We start from the raw sequence: 16,969 nt of genomic DNA, 5'->3' as shown, positions 1-16,969 counted from the left end.
TCTGGAAAACCACCACCCTTGTACAGGAGAATGAGAAAGCCGCAGCAACAAGCTGTCAGGACGCCACATGAAAGGTCCACGATATGAGCGGTTCGGGAACGCACCCGCAGACCGGCATGGTGTTGCCGACGCGGACGACGGAGGAAGTGCGGGCCGACCGGGCCGACGTCGCCGTTCTCCCGGTAGGCAGCTTCGAGCAGCACGGCGCATTTCTCCCGCTGGTGACCGACACGGTCATCGCCTGCACGGTCGCAGCGGAGGTCGCGGCCGCGTATCCGGTGCTCCAGCTGCCCCCGGTGACGGTCTCCTGCTCCCATGAACACGCCGCCTGGCCAGGGACGGTGTCCATTTCGGCGGCCACCCTCTACGCCGTCGTCCGCGATATCGCGGACTCCCTCAGGCGCTCAGGCATACGCGGTCTGATTCTGGTGAACGGACACGGCGGCAATTACGTACTGCGCAACATCGTTCAGGAATCCGCGGGCAGCGGCTTCCGTATGGCGCTATTCCCCGGATCGGCCGACTGGGAGATCGCCAGGACACGCGCCGGAGTGCGCACCCCGGCCAACAGCGATATGCACGCCGGTGAACTGGAGACCTCGATCCTCCTGCATGCGCATCCGGAACTCGTACGGCCCGGTCATGAAACCTCCGACTGGATATCCGACGATCGGAAGCATCTGCTCACTCTCGGTTTGTCCGCCTATACGGAATCCGGGGTCGTCGGCCGTCCCTCCAGGGCGACGGCGGATAAGGGAAAGGAACTGCTGGCCGGGCTCGTCGACTGCTTCGCCGAGTATCTTTCCCTGGTCGGTGCCGAGAAGGAGGCGCGATGACCTTCCTGGAGACGGAAGAGGCATGGGAGCGGCTGCGCCCGGTCCGTACCGGGGCGGACGCGGAGGCCGCCGGTCTGGTCCGGGGCCCGGACGGTCGGTGGCGGTGGAGCGGGGCCGCCTCGCCGGAGGCCCGGCTCCTGGTCGACCGCTACCTCCCGCTGTGCCTGGCCGGGCCGCGGCTGACCATCGCCCAGCTCGGCCAGAGCCTGGACGGCTTCATCGCCACCCGCACCGGCGACGCCGACTACGTCACCGGGGAGGAGGACCGCCGCCATCTCCACCGGCTGCGCGCCCTCGCCGACGCGGTGGTCGTCGGGGCAGGCACCGCCGTCGCGGACGACCCCCAGCTGACCGTGCGCGCCTGCGCGGGCGCCCACCCGGTGCGGGTCGTTCTCGATCCGCGCGGACGGGTGCCGCTGGACCGACGGGTGTTCACCGATGGCTCAGCCCCCACCCTGTGGGTGGTGGGCACCACCGGTGAGCACCGGACGCCGCCGGACGGCGTGGACGTGCTGACGCTCAGCGACCCGGACGCCTTCGCCCCCCACCACCTGGTGCGGGCGCTTCGGCGGCGCGGGCTCGGCCGGATACTCGTCGAGGGCGGCGGGGTCACCGTGTCGCGCTTCCTGCACGCTGCGGCGCTGCACCGGCTCTACGTCACCGTGGCCCCGGTCCTGCTCGGCGACGGAATCCCCGGGCTGCGCTTCGACGGCACGACGGTCATGCGGGACGCGCTCCGCCCGCCCGTCCGCCGCGACACCCTCGGCGAGGACACCCTCTTCGAGCTCGACCTGTCGGCCGCGCGGCCGACCCCACCACTGGACGGCCAGCACCACCACACCGGGGAGGCTCGCGGCGAAGGTGAGCACCCCGTAGACCACGGCGACGGTCAGCCCCTGGCCGGCGCCCAGGCCCGCGGCGCCGAAGGCCCAGGCGGTCACGCCCTCGCGGGGGCCCCAGCCGCCGACGTTCAGCGGCAGGGCCATGGCGATCAGGGCGAGCACCATCAGGGGCACCAGCTCGGTCAGCGGGGCGTCTGACCCCGCCACCCGCGCGGCCAGCACGAACGTCGTCAGATGCCCGGCCAGCACCACCACCGAGGAGAGCACCACCCCCGGCCAGCTGCCCCGGGACAGCAGCCCGCGGCGCGCCTCGAGGAGCGCGCCGCGGACCGCGCCCCGCCGCCGCCCGGCCACCGGCGCCGCACCCCCGCGGCGCCGGACGGCCACCACCGCGAGGAGCGCCAGGACACCCCCCGCGGCCACCGCCCAGGCCGTGGCCGAACCGCCGAGCAGCCGACCGGTGTGCTCCACGGCCACGGAGGGGTGGGCCAGCAGGATCGCCGCCCCCACCGCGATCAGCACCACCTGGCCCGCGACCCGCTCCAGCACCACCGCGCGCACGCCCCGCCCGACGTCCCCCGCGTCCCGCCCGTGCCGCACCGCGCGGTGCACATCGCCCAGCACCCCGCCGGGCAGCGCCGCGTTGAGGAACAGCGCGCGGTAGTAGTCGGCGACGGCCGGGCCCAGCGGCAGCCGGATCCGCAGCCCCCGCGCCACCAGACACCAGCGCCAGGCGCTGAAGACCGTGGTGAGCAGGCCGAGGCCGACCGCCGCCAGCAGGGTGAGCCCGTCGACGGTGCGCAGGCCCTCCACGAAGGCCCCGGTGCCCAGCCGCCACAGCACCACCCCGAGGATCGCGACGCCCGCGGCCGCCCCGAGCCGGGCCCGCAGCGCGGCGGTCACGCGGCCGCCCCCAGGGTCCGGGGCGCGGGCAGCGCCAGCAGATCGTGGTGGTGCACCACCACCCGCAGCGCGCCCGCAGCGGCCGTCGCCAGCCGGCGGTGGAGATACGCCTCGGCGCGCGCGCCGAGCTCCGGCCGGTGCTCCACGGCCGCGCCCACCCAGCCCCGCAGCCACTCGGCCGTCAGCGCGGAGTGCCCGGCGCCCAGCACCCAGGGGCTGGCATGGGTGCGTACCGTCGCGCCGTGCCGGGCGAACGCCTCGGAGGCCACCGCCATCGCGTCGGGGCCCACCAGACCGCCGCGCCGCTGATGGGCGTTGAACGCCCCGGTGATCTCGGCGTCCATCGGGTCGGCCGGGGTGAGCTCGACCCGGCCCACCACGGACAGCGCCAGCAGCGCCGGGCACTCCGCCCCGGCGCAGGCCGCGGCGATCCCGTCCACCTCCTCGGGGGTGAGCACGTCCAGCAGCGCGGACGCCGTCACCAGCGAGGCGCCGTCCAGCGTGGCCGCGGTCAGCCGGGAGAGGTCGCCGCGCGCCGTCGCGATGGTGACGCGGCTGCCGTCACGGGCCGTCCGGGGCATCCGCACCGCCGCCCGGTCCAGCAGCTCGGGGTCGCGGTCGTGCAGGATCCACAGCTGCGGGCCGCCCAGCCGGGGCGCCAGCCAGCGCCCCATGGAGCCGGTGCCGCAGCCCAGGTCGTGGATCACCAGCGGCGGGCCGGACAGCCGGGGGACCAGCGCCTCGAGGAGTTCGGCGGAGCGGGCCGCCGCGTCGGCGCCCTCCCGCAGCTCCAGCCAGTCGGGGGTGTAACGCGGTACGTCGGACGTCTTCACGCGGCCCTCCGCGGTTCGTCTCGGAGCTCTTCCAGCGCACCGGCCAGATTGCGGGTGGTGTTCTGCCACCCGGCCAGCGCGGTGCGCCGCTCGTGCGCGGCGGCGATCAGCCGGCGCCGCGCACCGGGGTCGCCCAGCCAGCGGCGCAGCGCCGCGGTGAGCGCGTCGGGGTCGTCCGGGTCGACGAGGATGCCCGGCACCCTGCCGTCGGGCGCCTGCCCCAGCGCCTCAGGGATCCCGCCGACGGCCGTGGCCAGCACCGGGACCCCCCGGGCCAGCGCCTCGGTCACCGCCATGCCGTAGGTCTCGGCGTACGAGGCGAGCACCATCGCGTCGGCGGAGGCGTACCCGGCGTCCAGCTCGGCGCCGGTCCTCGGGCCGAGCAGATGCACCCGGTCGGCCACGCCCAGCTTCCCGACCAGCTTCCGGAGTCTGGCGGCGTACTCCGGGTCCTGCTCCAGGGACCCCACACAGTCGCACGACCAGGGCAGGTCGCCGATCCGCGCGAGCGATTCGACCAGCCGCAGCTGCCCCTTGCGCGGGGTCACCGAGGCCACGCACAGCAGCCGCGAGCCGTCGCCGCCGGAGGAGGCGAGCGGCGCGATATCGGCGCCGGGCGCCGCCACATGGACCCGGTCGGGGACCAGCCCGTGCAGCTCCACCAGCCGCCCGGCCGCCCAGGCGCTGGTGGCCACCACCGTCCGCACCGCGCGCAGCGTCCGGCCCTCCAGCGCCTTCAGATCCTCGGCCCGGCCGGGGGCCAGCCCCGTCTCGTCGCTCAGCGGCAGATGCACAAGCACCGACAGCCGCAGCCGCTCGGCCTGCGGAACGACGATGTACGGAAGCGCACCGGCCACCAGACCGTCGAGCAGGACGAGTGTGCCGTCCGCCAGCGCGGTCAGCAGCCGGGCCAGCTCGGCGCGGGCGGCCGGGCCCGGCTGGGGCCAGTCGCCCGCGATGGCGTGCTCCTCGACCCGCCAGCCCGAGCCGGGCAGATCCCGGCAGATCCGCCGGTCGTAGACGTTGCCGCCGCTCGGCGCGGCCGGGTCGGCCACACCGCCGGGCATCACGAAGTGCACCGTGCGCGGTGCGGCCCCGCTCATAGGTCACGCTCGTAACTCGCCCAGGCGATGTGCGACTCATGCAGGGTGACGGCGATCCCGGCCAGGCCCCGGGCACCCTCGCCCAGCGCCCCCGAGCGCACCCGCGCCGCGAGGCGGTCGGCGATCACCTTGGCCAGGAATTCGGTGGAGGTGTTGACCCCCTCGAAGTCGGGTTCGTCATCGAGGTTGCGATAGCTGAGCGCGCCGCACACCTCCCCCAGCTCACGGGTGGCCAGGCCGATGTCGACGACGATGTTGTCATCGTCCAGCTCGGCACGGCGGAAGGTGGCGTCCACGAGGAACGTCGCCCCGTGCAACCGCTGCGCGGGTCCGAAGACCTCGCCGCGAAAACTGTGAGCGACCATGATGTGATCGCGAACGGTGATGCTGAACAACGGATGACCCTCCAGATACGGCGCGTCGGGCCCTCGGCCGGGGCACGCCCTCTAGTACGGCCGTCGCGTTCCCCGTGTTCAGCCGGGCGACACCGCGGATTCCGCGTCGTAGCGAACCCGGTGGCACAGCCCCGGGAGCTCGCCCGAGGCCAGCCTGGGAAGCACCTCGGGAAGCTCCTCGAAACCGCACTCGCCGGAGATGAGGGCGTCGAAGGCGGGGTTGGCGAGCAGTTCGAGCGCCAGCGCCATCCGGTCCCCGTAGGAGCGGCGGGTGCCCCGGGCCGGGGACACCGTCCCCACCTGGCTGCTGCGCACCGTCAGCCGCCGGGAGTGGAACGCCTCGCCCAGCGGCAGACCGATCCGCCGGTCCCCGTACCAGCTCAGCTCCAGCACGGTGCCCTCCGGGGCGAGGAGCTCAAGCGAGCGGGCCAGCCCCTGCTCGGTGGCGCTGGCGTGCACCACCAGATCGAGGCCGCCCGCCGCCTCCCCGGGGAGCGCGAAGTCCACCCCGAGCGCCCGCGCGACCTCCGCGCGCGCCGGGTCGGCGTCCACCAGCTGCACCCGTACGGCCGGGAACCGGGACAGCACCGCCGCCACGGAGGCACCCACCATCCCCGCCCCCACCACCGCGATCCGGTCGCCCAGCAGCGGCGCGGCGTCCCACGCGGCGTTCACCGCGGTCTCCACCGTGCCCGCCAGCACCGCGCGCGGCGCGGGCACGCCCTCAGGCACCGGGGTCACCGCGCTCGCCGGGACCACATAGCGGGTCTGATGCGGATACAGACAGAAGACGGTGCGCCCCAGCAGGGCCGCGGGCCCCTCCTCGACCAGACCCACATTGAGATAGCCGTACTTCACCGGCCCCGGGAACTCGCCCTCCTGGAACGGCGCGCGCATCGCGGTGTGCTGACTCTCCGGTACGCCACCGCGGAAGACCAGGGTCTCCGTACCGCGGCTCACCCCCGAGCACAGCGTGCGCACCACCACGTCCCCGGGCCCGGGCTCGGCCAGGTCCACCTGCCGTATCTCGCCGCGGCCGGGGGAGCGGAGCCAGAAGGCACGGGCGGTGCGCGTCATACGGCGTTCTCCTGAGGGGCTGAACAATCGGACGGTGGCCCACGTACGGATGACCATGAAGCCGCGAACACGGTACGCGGCACCCATTCACTCCGCCACACAGCCCGGAGGGTGCACGGTGGCCCTGAACAATCCCTACAACACGACGCTGTTGCGCAACGAGACGGCCGCGGGCGCGGCCGCGCAACTGCTGCTGCTCGTCCTGCTCGGCACGGCGATCGACCTGGGACCCGCGGGCTGGCTGACCGGCCTGGCCTTCGCCGTCGCCACCTGGGCGGTGCTCACCCGCGCCCTGCAGCGGTCCTGGCTCGCCTCCTTCGGCCCGGCCAACCGCGTCACCCTGGCGCGGGCCACGCTCGTCGGCGGGGTGACCGCGCTGGTCGCCGACTCCTTCGAGAGCCCGACACCGGTCACCGCCCTGGTGTCCCTCACCGCCGTCGCGCTGATCCTCGACGCGGTCGACGGACAGGTGGCACGCCGCACCGGCACCTCGTCCTCCCTGGGCGCGCGGTTCGACATGGAGGTCGACGCCGTCCTCATCCTGGTACTCAGCGTCTATGTGGCCACCTCCCTCGGCCCCTGGGTGCTGCTGATCGGCGCCATGCGCTACGCCTTCGTCGCCGCGGCCCGGGTGCTGCCCTGGCTGAACGGCCAGCTGCCCCCGAGCACGGCCCGCAAGACGGTGGCCGCGCTCCAGGGCGTGCTGCTGCTGGTCGTCGGCGCCGATGTGCTCCCGTACCCGGTGGCCTTCGGCGCCGCCCTGCTGGCCCTGACCCTGCTGAGCTGGTCCTTCGCCCGGGACATCAGGTGGCTGTGGCGCACCCGGGCGGCCCGGGCGCGGTGAGCGAGCCCGCGGTGCCCTACCAGGGGAGGGTGCCCTCGATGTCGAAGTAGCCCCCCGTCGGGCCGTCCGGGCCCACCGTCGCCATACGGACGATGATCTCGGCGCCCTCCTCGACGGTCTGGTGGCCGGCGTGCGCATTGAGGTCCGTCGCGGTGTAGCCGGGCTCCACGGCGTTGATCCGCATCTCCGGGAGCGCCTTCGCGTACTGCACGGTGACCATGTTGACCGTGGCCTTCGACGCCGGATAGGCGATCCCCGGATAGGCGTGGGCGGGGTCCCCCGGGGTGGAGACCCGCTCCAGCGAGGCCAGCCCGCTGCTGACATTGACCACGACCGGGGCGGCGGACCGCCGCAGCAGCGGCAGGAAGGCGTGGGTCACCCGCACCACGCCGAAGACGTTCGTCTCGAACACCTCCTTCAACAGATCGGCGGTGGCCTCCGCGGCGCCGAGCACCCCGCCGTCCGGCGTCCGCGCCTCGATACCGGCGTTGTTGATCAGTACGTCCAGTCCGCCGCCGTCCGCCTCGACGGACTTGGCTGCGGCAGCCACGGACGCGTCATCGGTGACATCGAGGACGACCGGCCGCGCCCCCAACCGCTCGGCCGCGCGGCGGCCGCGGTCGGCGTCCCGGCTGCCCAGGTAGACGGTGTGGCCCGCGGCGATCAGACGGCGGGCGGTCTCGAAGCCGAGACCCTTGTTGGCTCCGGTGATGAGTGTTGTCGTCATGTCCCCAGGCTGCGCCCGGTCCGGCCGGGCAGCCAGGTTTCCTGTCTTCCTGGGACCGCGAGTACCAGGTTCGTCCCCCGGCCGGGGTGCAGACTGGTGACCATGGCGACCACGGAGTTCGGGCAGGCGGTACGGCGCTGGCGGGACCGGGTCCCCCCGGAGGCCGCCGGGCTGCCGGCCGGCGGGCAGCGGCGCGCGGCGGGGCTGCGCCGCGAGGAGCTGGCCCTGCTCGCCGGGATCTCCGTCGACTACATCACCCGCCTCGAACAGGGCCGGGCGTCCCACCCCTCGACCCAGGTCGTCGAGGCCCTGGCCAGGGCGCTGCGGCTGTCGGCGGCCGAGCGCGCCCACCTCTTCCGGCTGGCCGGGCTGGTCCCACCCGGCCCGGAGACGGTCCCCGCGTACATCACCCCGAGCGTCCAGCGGCTGCTGGACCGGCTGACCGGAACGCCCGTGGCCGTGAGCGACGCGTCCTGGACGCTGCTCATGGCCAATCCGCCGTATGTGGCCCTGAGGGGGGATCCGTCCCGGTGGCAGGGCAACGAACGCAATGGGGTCTGGCGCCATTTCATCAGCGAGGACACCGGGTCCCGGCAGACGCATGAGGCCCGGATCGAGTTCCAGGCCGCGCTGGTCGCCGACCTCCGCACCGCCGCCACCCGCTACCCGGCCGACCAGCGGCTGCGCCGGCTGGTCGCGGAGCTGCGCGCGAACAGCGAGCGCTTCGCCGAGCTGTGGGACTCCGGCACGGTCGGCCACCACGAGGCATCGCGCAAGACCATCGACCACCCACGGGTGGGCCAGCTGACGCTGGACTGCGATGTGCTCACCGTGGCGGGCAGCGATCTGCGTATCGTGGTCTACACCGCCGAGCCCCACACCGAGGACGCCGAACGCCTCGCCCTGCTCACGGTGCTGGGCACCCAGTCCCTCACCGGCTAGGCCCCCGCCCCGGCGCACCGCTCCTGTAGCGGGAGGGGCGGACGTGGGCCGTACCTCCGAATCTGGCGATGAGTTCTTAATATTTGCGTAATTGGATCGCTGCGTTCCGTAAGATTTTAGGCTCATCCGATGCACAAACCGGCGTTGGTGCGCGCTATCTGAACAGAGGGCGCAACACAGCGCACTCGCGGGGCGTGTGGGGGCCACCCCCGTACGACGAACAGAAGGACAGCGAAGTCCGGTGAATCTTCAAACCGTGGTGAACGTCGTCACCGCCGTACTCGTCACCCGAGTATTCGGCAGTGACGCCATCGCCCTCCTGCGCCGCGCGGCCGCGATGGGAGTCCGCGTCGGCGTATCGGAACTGCATCGCAACAACCAGGAGGGAGGGGAGCGGTGACCAACGACCTCCCGCGCTCGCGCGAGATCACCTCGATGACCACCGGACTCCCCGCCGACTTCCGCGCCTTCCACCAGCTCCACCGGAAGGCGTACATCGACCGGGCCATGGTCTACCTCGGCAACCACGCGGACGCGGAAGAGGCCGTCGACGCCGCCTTCGAACAACTCCTGCGCTGCTGGGCCAAGGTGCTGACCATGGAGAACCCGGCCGCCTACGCCTGGAAGGTCATGAAGAACCGGGTCATCGACCTCGCCAGAGCCCGCAACCGCGGCCCCGCCCTCCTGGACAACGCGACCTTCGAGACCGCGATCCTCAAGGACGCCGTCGACCCCATCGCCGCCCTGGAGGAGAGCCTGAACCTCTATCAGGCGATCAAGAAACTCCCCGAGCGTCAGCAGGACGTGGTCATCCTGCTCCACTGCCGCGGCTACAGGGTCGCCGAGACCGCCACCCACCTCGGCATAACCGAGGCCGGTGTCCGCTCCACCGCCCGCTACGCCCGCCGCCGTCTGCAACAACTCCTGGCCAAGGACGACCGATGACCCCATCCATTGACCGCATCCTCGCGCGGGCCCTGCTCAACCCGACCCCTCCCATCGACTTCGAGGCCGCCGAGGCCCGGCTCGCCGCCCGCCTCGCGGGCCCCGGCGGAACCCCGCCCCAGGAGCGCCCCCCACAACAGGGCCCGGGGACCGCCGGAGCCGCGGCGCCCGGCGCGGACGAGCGGATGGCGCAGGACCTGCACACCCTGTGCGAGGCGATCATCGCCCGCCCCAATGCCCTGACCCAGCTGCGGGACTTCCTCACCCGCCGGATCCTCGAACCGCCGGGCTCCCGGGTCCTGGGGTGTGTGCTCCAGCTGGCCGGTCATGAGGACCACGCCCAGTTCTGGTGGCAGTTCGCCGCCGGGGCCGGCGACCCCGCCGCCGCGTACTGCCTCTACCTCCACCACATGGCGCTGGGCGAGGGCGGCCAGGCGCACGCATGGCTCGAGTGGTGGCACGAGCAGGCGGGCAACGACATCCCGCCGGTCACCGACACCGTGGAGGGCTGGACCGCCACCGACCATGAGATGGCCGCCGCCCTCCGCATCCTGCACGGCCTGAAGAGGGGACGGGAGGTCCCGCCCGCCACCAGGGCCGTCATCCACTACGTCGCCGAGGCCGTCGACTTCACCGACGACCCCGATATCGACCTCCCGCTGCCGGAGCCGGGCTTCGCCGACCGCATCGAGGACCTCACCACCACCAGGACCGCCAAGGCCGCCAAGACCACCGGGGCCACCGCGGACGCCGCGCCTCCGTCCGGCCGGGCCGTGCTGCCGGAGCGCCCGCGCAGCGGTTCCCCCGCCTAGCGGCACACAGGGGCTGAGCGACGCGGGGTCGCTCAGCCCCTGGTGTCCCATCCTCCGGTGGTCAGCCGCCGGAGGTGACGTCGATGTTGGTCAGCCCCTTGCCCCCGCTGGAGCGGTTGGAGGCGTAGACGACATTGGGGTCGCTTCCGCACTTGCTTGAGCTGTTGTTGGTGACGTTGATGCCGTAACCGCCGGCCGCCTCGATGGTGAAGGAGTTGTCGGCGAAGGTGTTTCCGCAGCCGTACGGCTTCTGCGCGGTGTGCGTCTGGAAGCCGTCCAGGTAGGGCGCGGTGACGGTGTTCCCGTCGATGCGGTAGTCATCGCCCTTGGCATCGATCGCGGAGTCGGCGGAGTTCTCGTTCTGCGAGCCGACGCCGTCGAAGGTGTTGCCGCTGACGACGCCGTTCTTGGTGCCCTCCTTGATGTCGAGCCCTTCGGCGGCGACGTTGGGACCGATCTGGTTGTCGAGCACCTGCACCGTGTCGGAGGCGTCCACTCCGGTCGGCCCCGCGTAGCAGTCCCAGTTGCTCTTGGCCGAGCCGATGTAGACGCCCTCCCCGTAGCCGGGCTGGTTCTGGCCGGTGTCATGGACGTAGGAGTTCTGGATGACCCCCTCCGCGCTGCCCTTGCGGAAGTGCACCCCCTCGTCGCCGGTGTTGCGCACCTCGACCTTGTCGATGGTCACATGCGGCGATGCGTCCATGACGATTCCCTTGGACGCGGTGTCGACGGTGAAGCCGGTCAGCCGCCAGTAGGGCGCTTCGTTCAGCCACAGCCCGTATCCGACGCCGCCGCTCGGGCACGCGGCCGGTGCGGTGCCCGCCGCCGGGTGCCGCGAGCCGTCCGGCCCGGTGTACTCCGAGCTGTGGAGTACGGCCTTGGCGCTTCCGGTCAGGGTGATCGGCTGGGCGGAGGTGCCCGGTGTCGCCGCGACGAACTTGCCGGTGTAGGAGCCGTCGGCGAGCTGGATGGTCTCGCCCGGCTTGGCGGCGGCGAGTGCCGAGGTCAGCTCGGCGGCCGTGGAGACGGGGATCACCGCCCTGGTGCGGCGGGAGGCGGCGCCGGTGGAGCTGGTGACACTGGTGGCCGCTGCCGGGACGGCGGCGGTCGGGATGCCCGGGTTGACCAGCCCCTTGCCGCCCTTGACGGTGTTGCCCGAGCCGATGGTGACGGGGCACTTGGCGGCGTCGTAGTTGGTGACGTCGATGGCGAACTGATGGGGGCCGTTCGAGCCGGACAGATCCGAGGCGTTGCCGGTGAAGACGGTTCCGCAGCCCCAGCCGCTCTTGACGGTGTGGGTCTGGTAGCCGTCGTTGTTGGTGTTCTTGCCGGTGTTGTTCTTGATCGTGTAGTCGTTGCCCTTGATGTCGACCCAGGAGTCGTCGTAGTTGTTGTTGGTCAGTCCGCTGCCGTCGAAGGTGTTGCCGGAGACCACGCCATTCTTGGTGCCCTCCTTGATGTCGATGTTCTCGCCGCCGATGTCGGGGCCGATGGTGTTGTCGAGGATCTGGACGTTGTCGCTGGCGTCCGAACCACCGGCGCTTCCGACGTAAACGCCCTCGCCCATGCCGCTGTTGTCATTGCCGGTGTCATAGATCTTCGAGTTCCGGATGATCCCGTCGTCGCTGTCCTTGCGGAAGTGCACGCCCTCCATGTCGAGGTCGTGCACGGTGACGCCGTCGATGACCGCGTAGTCGGCCCCGTCGAGCATGATGCCCTTCTGGCCGCCGGTCACGGTGAGGCCCTTGACGGTCCAGTAGTTGGAGCCGTCCAGGTGCAGTCCATAGCCGCCGGAGGCCTTGAGAACGGCCTTGGCGGAGCCTGTCAGCGTGATCCGCTTGGACGAGGTGCCGTCCGCCGTGGCGTCGAAGTTGCCGGTGTAGGTGCCGTCGGCGAGCTGAATGGTGTCTCCGGCCTTGGCGTCGGCGAGTGCGGTCTTGAGCTCCTTCGCCGTGGAGACGGGGATGGTCGCGGTGGGTGCCGGAGGAGCCGCTGAGGCGGCTCCCACGGCCACGAGCCCGCTCGCGGTCACCAGGGTGGCCAGCAGGGCAAGCACAGGAGGGCGGTACATGACATCTTCCTCCAGTTCACATATAAGACTCACGGATGTGTTTGCGAACGCTTGATGGCCGAAGAAGCTAGGAGGAGTCCATGTGACCGTCAAGCATCGGCGTAAAATCCCGTACATATTTATGTGAGCTGTTCCCATATGTGAATCGGCGTTCTATGAGGCTCCGGCGTCGCGCCCCCGCTCGAAGCCCCCCTGCGCGGCGGCCTTTAGGTCTGCGACAACTCCGCCAGCCTGCCCAGGACCACATCGAGTTCCTGGTAGGTGAGGGGAACCAGTTCGAGGGTCAGCTCGCCCTTGTCCTGGTCGTGGGCCATGACCCAGATCGACGGAGTGCCGCTCTGGAGGGCCTTCGCCAGGGTGGCGGCGTTCAATCCCGCTGCGGCCGGATCGACGCTGAGCCGTGCGCGCGGGAACGGCAGCCCGGTCGGGTCCGGGACGACCGCCGCGCTGATGCCGCGGAGGCCGCTCGCCCTCTCGACGAAGCGCGCGACCTTGTGGTGCTGCTCCTTCTCCCACGCCTGCTGGTGGGTCTCGTGCCGGGCCCGGAGCGCGGCGACCACGCCGAAGATCGCTTCCTTGCTCGGCTTCATCGCCCGGCCGATCCCCTTCTCCTGCGCCCGGACGGCACGGACCAGGTCACCCCGGCCGATGACCAGTCCGGCGGTGGGGGAGCCCAGGTACTTCTGGCCGCTGACGGTCACGAGGTCGGCACCGGTGCCCAGCAGCTCCTTGACCCGGAAGTCCTGGGCCGCGCCATCGATGATCGCGGGAACGCCGTGCCGGTGCGCCAGTGCCACCGCCTCCGCGAGGGGGACGTCGTCCCCCCGGGTCAGCCGGGAGGACACGAGCAGCAGGCACGCCACATCCGGGCGCGCGAAGCCCTCCTCCAGTTCGTCAAGGGTGAATCCGGCGTCCGACCCCACCAGTACCGGTGTCGCTCCGGTCAGCCGGACGTCCTGCACGATCGGATGTCCGTAGTCCACGGCGTGCCCGGCCGGGAGCAGCACCGTCTTGGGCATTCCCCGGGTGTCGGGCAAGGCCGCGACCCGCGACTGCGACGCGCCGGTCATCGACGCCGCGACCGACAGGGTGATGCCCGCGGACGTGCAGTGCACGACGGTCCCGGCCTCCGCTCCCGTGGCCTCGGCGATGGTGCGGTCGGCGAGGTCCTTCAGCTCCTCCATGACGAAGAAGCCGGACAGCGCCTCGGCCGTGACCGAAGCGACCCCGTCCGTGCTCCGCGAGACGCCGAGCGGGGTGAACGGCCCCCGCGCGTTGATGACCCGCGTCAGGCCGTACTGATCGTGTAGTCCCATGTTTCCCATCTCCCGGGGCCGACCGCACCGCGTCCGCCGCGGGCGTCGGCGTCGATCCTTCGGCTGTTCTCAGCCTTCTGCGTCCACGAGTGTTCTCAGCCCTCTGCGTCCACGAGCCGTGCCTCAAGCGCGTCATCGGATCCGGCGCCTGCGTGCTCCCGCACCCGGCGGCGCACCACGAACCAGCCGGCGGAGATCAACGAGGCGAGGACCGGGATACCGAGCACGACGACGATGAAGTCCTTCTTCTCCCAGAAGTACGGGGAGCTCTGCCAACCGGATATCGCCATGCCGACGAGTACGAACAGCAGGAACACCAGCCCGATGTAGCTCGACCACGGTGCCAGCGGTGCCCGGAACGGCTTCACCGGAAGCGACCCGCGGTCGGTCAGCTGCCGCAACCGGATCTGACACACGAAGATCGAGGCCCAGATGAAGACGATGGCGATGGACGACGCCTCGATCGCGATCTCGAACGCCTCGCCGGGGAACAGGTAGTTCAGCAGCGCGCCCAGCAGGCACACCGTGGTGGTCCCCAGGATGCCCACCCACGGGACACCGGCCTTGCTCATCCGGATGGTCAGCCGCGGTGCCGCCTTGCTCATGCCGAGGCTGCGCAGGACCCGGCCGGTGGTGTACAGACCCGAGTTCAACCCCGACATCGCGGCGATGATGATGATCACCTGGATGACGTCGGCCATCCAGCCGAGTCCCATCTTTCCGAAGACCGTGACGAACGGGGAGACAGCGGCCCCGTTCACCTTCTCGCCGTACACGCTGGTGGGCAGCATGCACACCAGCAGCAGGATCGTGCCGCAGTAGAACACCGCGATCCGGAAGATCACCGAGTTGATCGCCCTGGGCACCTCGCGCGCCGGGTCCTCCATTTCGCCCGCCGCGACGCCGAGCAGTTCGATCCCGGAATAGGCGAACACCACGCCCGACATCACGAGGATCGGCCCGTACCAGTGGAAGTCGCCACCGCTGGGCCAGAACCCGCCCGGATTGCTCCACAGATTGGAGATCCCCGCCTCATGCGCACCGGGGCCGGAGCCGATCGTGACGGATCCGATCACCATGACGATACCGACCGCCAGGAACACCACGATCGCGCCGACCTTGAGAACCGAGGCCCAGAATTCGAATTCACCGAACGCCCGCGCGGACAGCAGGTTGATGCACAGCACGACGGCGAGCGCGATGAGCACGGTGATCCAGGACGGCATGTCCTTCCACCAGTGCTTCATATAGACCGCGACGGCCGACGGCTCGGCTATGCCCGTCAGCGTCCAGTGCAGCCAGTAGACCCACCCGGTGATGAACGCGGCCTTCTCGCCGAAGAACTCACGCGCGTAGGAGACGAAGGCGCCGGAGGCGGCACGGTGCAGAACGAGTTCACCGAGGGCACGCATCAGGAAGAACGCGATGACGCCGACGACGATGTAACTGAGGAGAAGAGCGGGCCCGGTGCTCCCCAGCCGGGGGGCGGAGCCGAGGAAGAGGCCGGTACCGATGGTGCCGCCGATGGCGATCATCTGTACCTGGCGGCGGCCGAGGGATTTCTTGTACCCCTCCTGCTCGGCAGCGAACTTGTCGACGTGTCTCATGGCGGATCACTTTCTGCGCGAGTCCGTACCGTGCTGGAATGCCAAGCCGAGACGGTCGCATCACAACGGTCCACGGAGGATTCCGCGGACGCTTTTCTAGAGATCGAGATCGAGTTTCATTCCGGCGTGTGAGTGGGTCATGCCGAGGCTCTGATAGAAGCGGATGGCGTCGGTCCGTTGCAGATCCGAGGTCAGCTGCAGAAGCCCGGCCCCACGGCGCCGGGCCTCGTCCGCGGCCCACCGCAGCAGCAGGGTGCCCAGACCGCAGCCGCGCATCGAACTCGCCACCCGGACCCCCTCGATCTGTGCCCGCCGAACGGCGTGCCTGCTCAGACCGGGGATGATCGTCAGTTGCAGGGTCCCGACCAGGTCCTGCCCGTGGCGGGCGGCCACCAGAAGCTGGCGGGGGTCCGCATCTAGTTCGGCGAACGCCTCCTGGTACGGGGCCAACGCGCTGGGGTCCTCGCGGTCGGCCCCCAACGCGTCGTCCGCCAGCAGCCTCACGAGGGCGGGCACGTCATCGGCCGTCGCACGGTGCAGGTGCACCACCCCGGCGGTGGTGTCCAGCGCCCCGATCGGGCCACCCCCGCTGCGGCCGACCGCGGCCACCGCCTCGAGCTCCAGCAGGAGGCCGTCCCGTAGCGGCGGCGACGGCAGAACGATCCGAGCGGGCGCATGACCAGCGCACCATTGCCCGAACAACTCGTCGAACTCGGCCCAGTGGCTCATATCGGCGAGGAACACCCGCACCGATACCAGCCCCTCCCGGCCGCTGCCCGCTTCCGCCAGGCACAGGTCGAGACGGTCGAGGACCGAGCCCACCTGGTCGCGGAAGGATGCGCCGCCGCCCGTCGTGGGCATCTGGCCGCTGATCCACGCCAATCCGGATGCCGTGGCGATGTGGGAATAGTGGCCCCGGGGGGTCGGCAGCTGCGGGGAGTTGACGGTGGTGACGCTCAAGAGTCGGCTCCGAGGTCCTTGTACACGGTGGCGCGCGCAACGCCGAGAACAGCCGCGATGCGCGGCACCGCGCGCTTCTGATCCAGGAACCCCTCGCGGGACAGGGTCTGCACCACGCGCCGCCGGTCCTGCGGATCAAGGGCGGTCGGCTGCCTGCCGGTCTGCAGCGCCAGCTCCTCGGCGCGTTCTTCGAGCGTCCCCGGCGAATGCGGAGCGAGCGAGTCCAGCAGCGGCGCGGAGTCTTCGAAGCTGAGCATCTGGTCCATCAAGGTGCGCAGCGGCGCCAGGAGCGAGGTGTCGAGGTTCAGACACAGCGCGGCGATGTACTCCCCCGACTCACCGCGGATGCCGATCGACGTGGACACCGCCGCCCGTCCGTCCGGAAACGCGCTGGGGTATTTCGAGACCACCTCCGGGAGACTCGGATCCGCCGAGCGCGCCCAGCCGAGCGTCGAGGTGGCGTCGCCGACGGTGCGGCCACTCTGCGGATTGTGGATCGCGAGCACCGCCCGCGCAGGGGTGGTCAGATCGTGCACGACCACCTCGCACAGGGGAAACATCTGCCCCAGTGCCTTGGCTATCTGCATGACCGTATCGACGGTCCGTTGTTCACACTCACTGCGGCGCTGCGCCACTCGGTCCACCTCCCGCTCCGGAACGACGGGAACAGTACCGGCATGGAGACAGTCTGTCTATCGCGGGAGGCAAACTGTCTCGCAGGTGTCGCGTTCGTTGCGACCGTGGACGTTGATCGTC

15 protein-coding genes and 4 pseudogenes are annotated in these 16,969 nt (G+C 71.1%); 7 read left to right on the top strand and 12 right to left on the bottom strand.

Translation table 11 applies throughout. The features are described 5' to 3' along the window. Positions 1–83: 83 nt before the first annotated feature. Both VT50_RS28980 and VT50_RS40670 read left to right on the top strand, forming a co-directional pair. Positions 84–836 carry a creatininase family protein gene (locus tag VT50_RS28980; RefSeq protein WP_046084356.1) on the top strand — a complete coding sequence of 251 codons (753 nt, stop codon included), beginning with the start codon at positions 84–86 and terminating at the stop codon, positions 834–836. After that, positions 833–1,465 (top strand): annotated as a pseudogene (locus VT50_RS40670) (RibD family protein); the annotation flags it as partial. The gene VT50_RS28980 and the pseudogene VT50_RS40670, both read left to right, overlap by 4 nt. 279 nt (positions 1,466–1,744) lie before the next feature. Here the strand turns inward: VT50_RS40670 and VT50_RS40055 are convergent. The 5 genes and pseudogenes from VT50_RS40055 to VT50_RS28955 form a co-directional block, all read right to left on the bottom strand. Next, positions 1,745–2,491 (bottom strand): annotated as a pseudogene (locus VT50_RS40055) (lysylphosphatidylglycerol synthase transmembrane domain-containing protein); the annotation flags it as partial. Between the two features lie 86 nt (positions 2,492–2,577). Beyond that, positions 2,578–3,414: a class I SAM-dependent methyltransferase gene (locus VT50_RS28970; RefSeq protein WP_046084354.1), complete on the bottom strand. Its 837-nt coding sequence runs from the start codon at positions 3,412–3,414 to the stop codon at positions 2,578–2,580. Then, on the bottom strand, positions 3,411–4,517 hold the full coding sequence (locus tag VT50_RS28965; protein ID WP_046084353.1) for a glycosyltransferase family 4 protein: 1,107 nt from the start codon (positions 4,515–4,517) through the stop codon (positions 3,411–3,413). Before VT50_RS28965 ends, VT50_RS28970 begins: the two co-directional genes overlap by 4 nt. Next, positions 4,514–4,912, bottom strand: a complete 399-nt coding sequence (locus VT50_RS28960; protein WP_046084352.1) for a 6-pyruvoyl trahydropterin synthase family protein — start codon at positions 4,910–4,912, stop codon at positions 4,514–4,516. The genes VT50_RS28965 and VT50_RS28960 overlap by 4 nt, the downstream gene beginning before the upstream one ends. A 78-nt stretch (positions 4,913–4,990) precedes the next feature. Then, a complete protein-coding gene (locus VT50_RS28955; protein ID WP_046084351.1) occupies positions 4,991–5,989 on the bottom strand; it encodes a zinc-dependent alcohol dehydrogenase in 999 nt (332 codons plus the stop codon). A 118-nt stretch (positions 5,990–6,107) separates the two neighbouring features. Between VT50_RS28955 and VT50_RS28950 the strand changes: the two genes are divergently transcribed. Then, complete coding sequence (locus tag VT50_RS28950; protein WP_046084350.1) at positions 6,108–6,833, top strand: CDP-alcohol phosphatidyltransferase family protein; 726 nt, start codon at positions 6,108–6,110, stop codon at positions 6,831–6,833. A gap of 16 nt (positions 6,834–6,849) precedes the next feature. Here the strand turns inward: VT50_RS28950 and VT50_RS28945 are convergent, their stop codons facing one another. Then, positions 6,850–7,560 (bottom strand): SDR family NAD(P)-dependent oxidoreductase, encoded by a 711-nt coding sequence (locus tag VT50_RS28945; protein ID WP_046084349.1) that lies wholly within the window; start codon positions 7,558–7,560, stop codon positions 6,850–6,852. Between the two features lie 102 nt (positions 7,561–7,662). Here VT50_RS28945 and VT50_RS28940 point away from each other — a divergent pair, with 102 nt between their 5' ends. The 4 genes from VT50_RS28940 to VT50_RS28930 all read left to right on the top strand — a co-directional run bounded on the left by VT50_RS28940 (position 7,663) and on the right by VT50_RS28930 (position 10,259). Continuing rightward, a complete protein-coding gene (locus VT50_RS28940; RefSeq protein WP_079343921.1) occupies positions 7,663–8,502 on the top strand; it encodes a helix-turn-helix transcriptional regulator in 840 nt (279 codons plus the stop codon). Between the two features lie 241 nt (positions 8,503–8,743). Then, positions 8,744–8,902: a hypothetical protein gene (locus VT50_RS39775; RefSeq protein ID WP_167396636.1), complete on the top strand. Its 159-nt coding sequence runs from the start codon at positions 8,744–8,746 to the stop codon at positions 8,900–8,902. Next, positions 8,899–9,447 (top strand): sigma-70 family RNA polymerase sigma factor, encoded by a 549-nt coding sequence (locus VT50_RS28935; protein ID WP_078840916.1) that lies wholly within the window; start codon positions 8,899–8,901, stop codon positions 9,445–9,447. Before VT50_RS39775 ends, VT50_RS28935 begins: the two co-directional genes overlap by 4 nt. Beyond that, positions 9,444–10,259 (top strand): hypothetical protein, encoded by an 816-nt coding sequence (locus VT50_RS28930; protein WP_046089165.1) that lies wholly within the window; start codon positions 9,444–9,446, stop codon positions 10,257–10,259. The genes VT50_RS28935 and VT50_RS28930 overlap by 4 nt, the downstream gene beginning before the upstream one ends. A gap of 61 nt (positions 10,260–10,320) precedes the next feature. Here VT50_RS28930 and VT50_RS40050 read toward each other — a convergent pair. From VT50_RS40050 to VT50_RS28905, 6 genes and pseudogenes are all read right to left on the bottom strand, one after another. Further along, a pseudogene (locus tag VT50_RS40050) lies at positions 10,321–11,025 on the bottom strand (right-handed parallel beta-helix repeat-containing protein); the annotation flags it as partial. Between the two features lie 354 nt (positions 11,026–11,379). Next, a pseudogene (locus tag VT50_RS40045) lies at positions 11,380–12,330 on the bottom strand (chondroitinase-B domain-containing protein); the annotation flags it as partial. Positions 12,331–12,536: 206 nt separating this feature from the next. Beyond that, the gene (locus VT50_RS28920) at positions 12,537–13,646 is read right to left on the bottom strand and encodes an aminotransferase class V-fold PLP-dependent enzyme (protein WP_046089164.1); all 1,110 of its coding nucleotides are present in this window, start codon (positions 13,644–13,646) and stop codon (positions 12,537–12,539) included. Between the two features lie 95 nt (positions 13,647–13,741). Further along, positions 13,742–15,253, bottom strand: a complete 1,512-nt coding sequence (locus VT50_RS28915) for an amino acid permease (protein WP_046089163.1) — start codon at positions 15,251–15,253, stop codon at positions 13,742–13,744. A gap of 96 nt (positions 15,254–15,349) precedes the next feature. Further along, a complete protein-coding gene (locus tag VT50_RS41455; protein WP_078840915.1) occupies positions 15,350–16,213 on the bottom strand; it encodes a GNAT family N-acetyltransferase in 864 nt (287 codons plus the stop codon). Continuing rightward, positions 16,210–16,848 (bottom strand): helix-turn-helix transcriptional regulator, encoded by a 639-nt coding sequence (locus tag VT50_RS28905; protein ID WP_240529350.1) that lies wholly within the window; start codon positions 16,846–16,848, stop codon positions 16,210–16,212. Before VT50_RS28905 ends, VT50_RS41455 begins: the two co-directional genes overlap by 4 nt. Positions 16,849–16,969: the final 121 nt, after the last annotated feature.

Origin of the sequence: Streptomyces antioxidans, assembly GCF_000968685.2 — a bacterium.
Classification (GTDB): Bacteria; Actinomycetota; Actinomycetes; order Streptomycetales; family Streptomycetaceae; genus Streptomyces; species Streptomyces antioxidans.
This window is presented reverse-complemented; position numbering and strand designations above follow the sequence as displayed.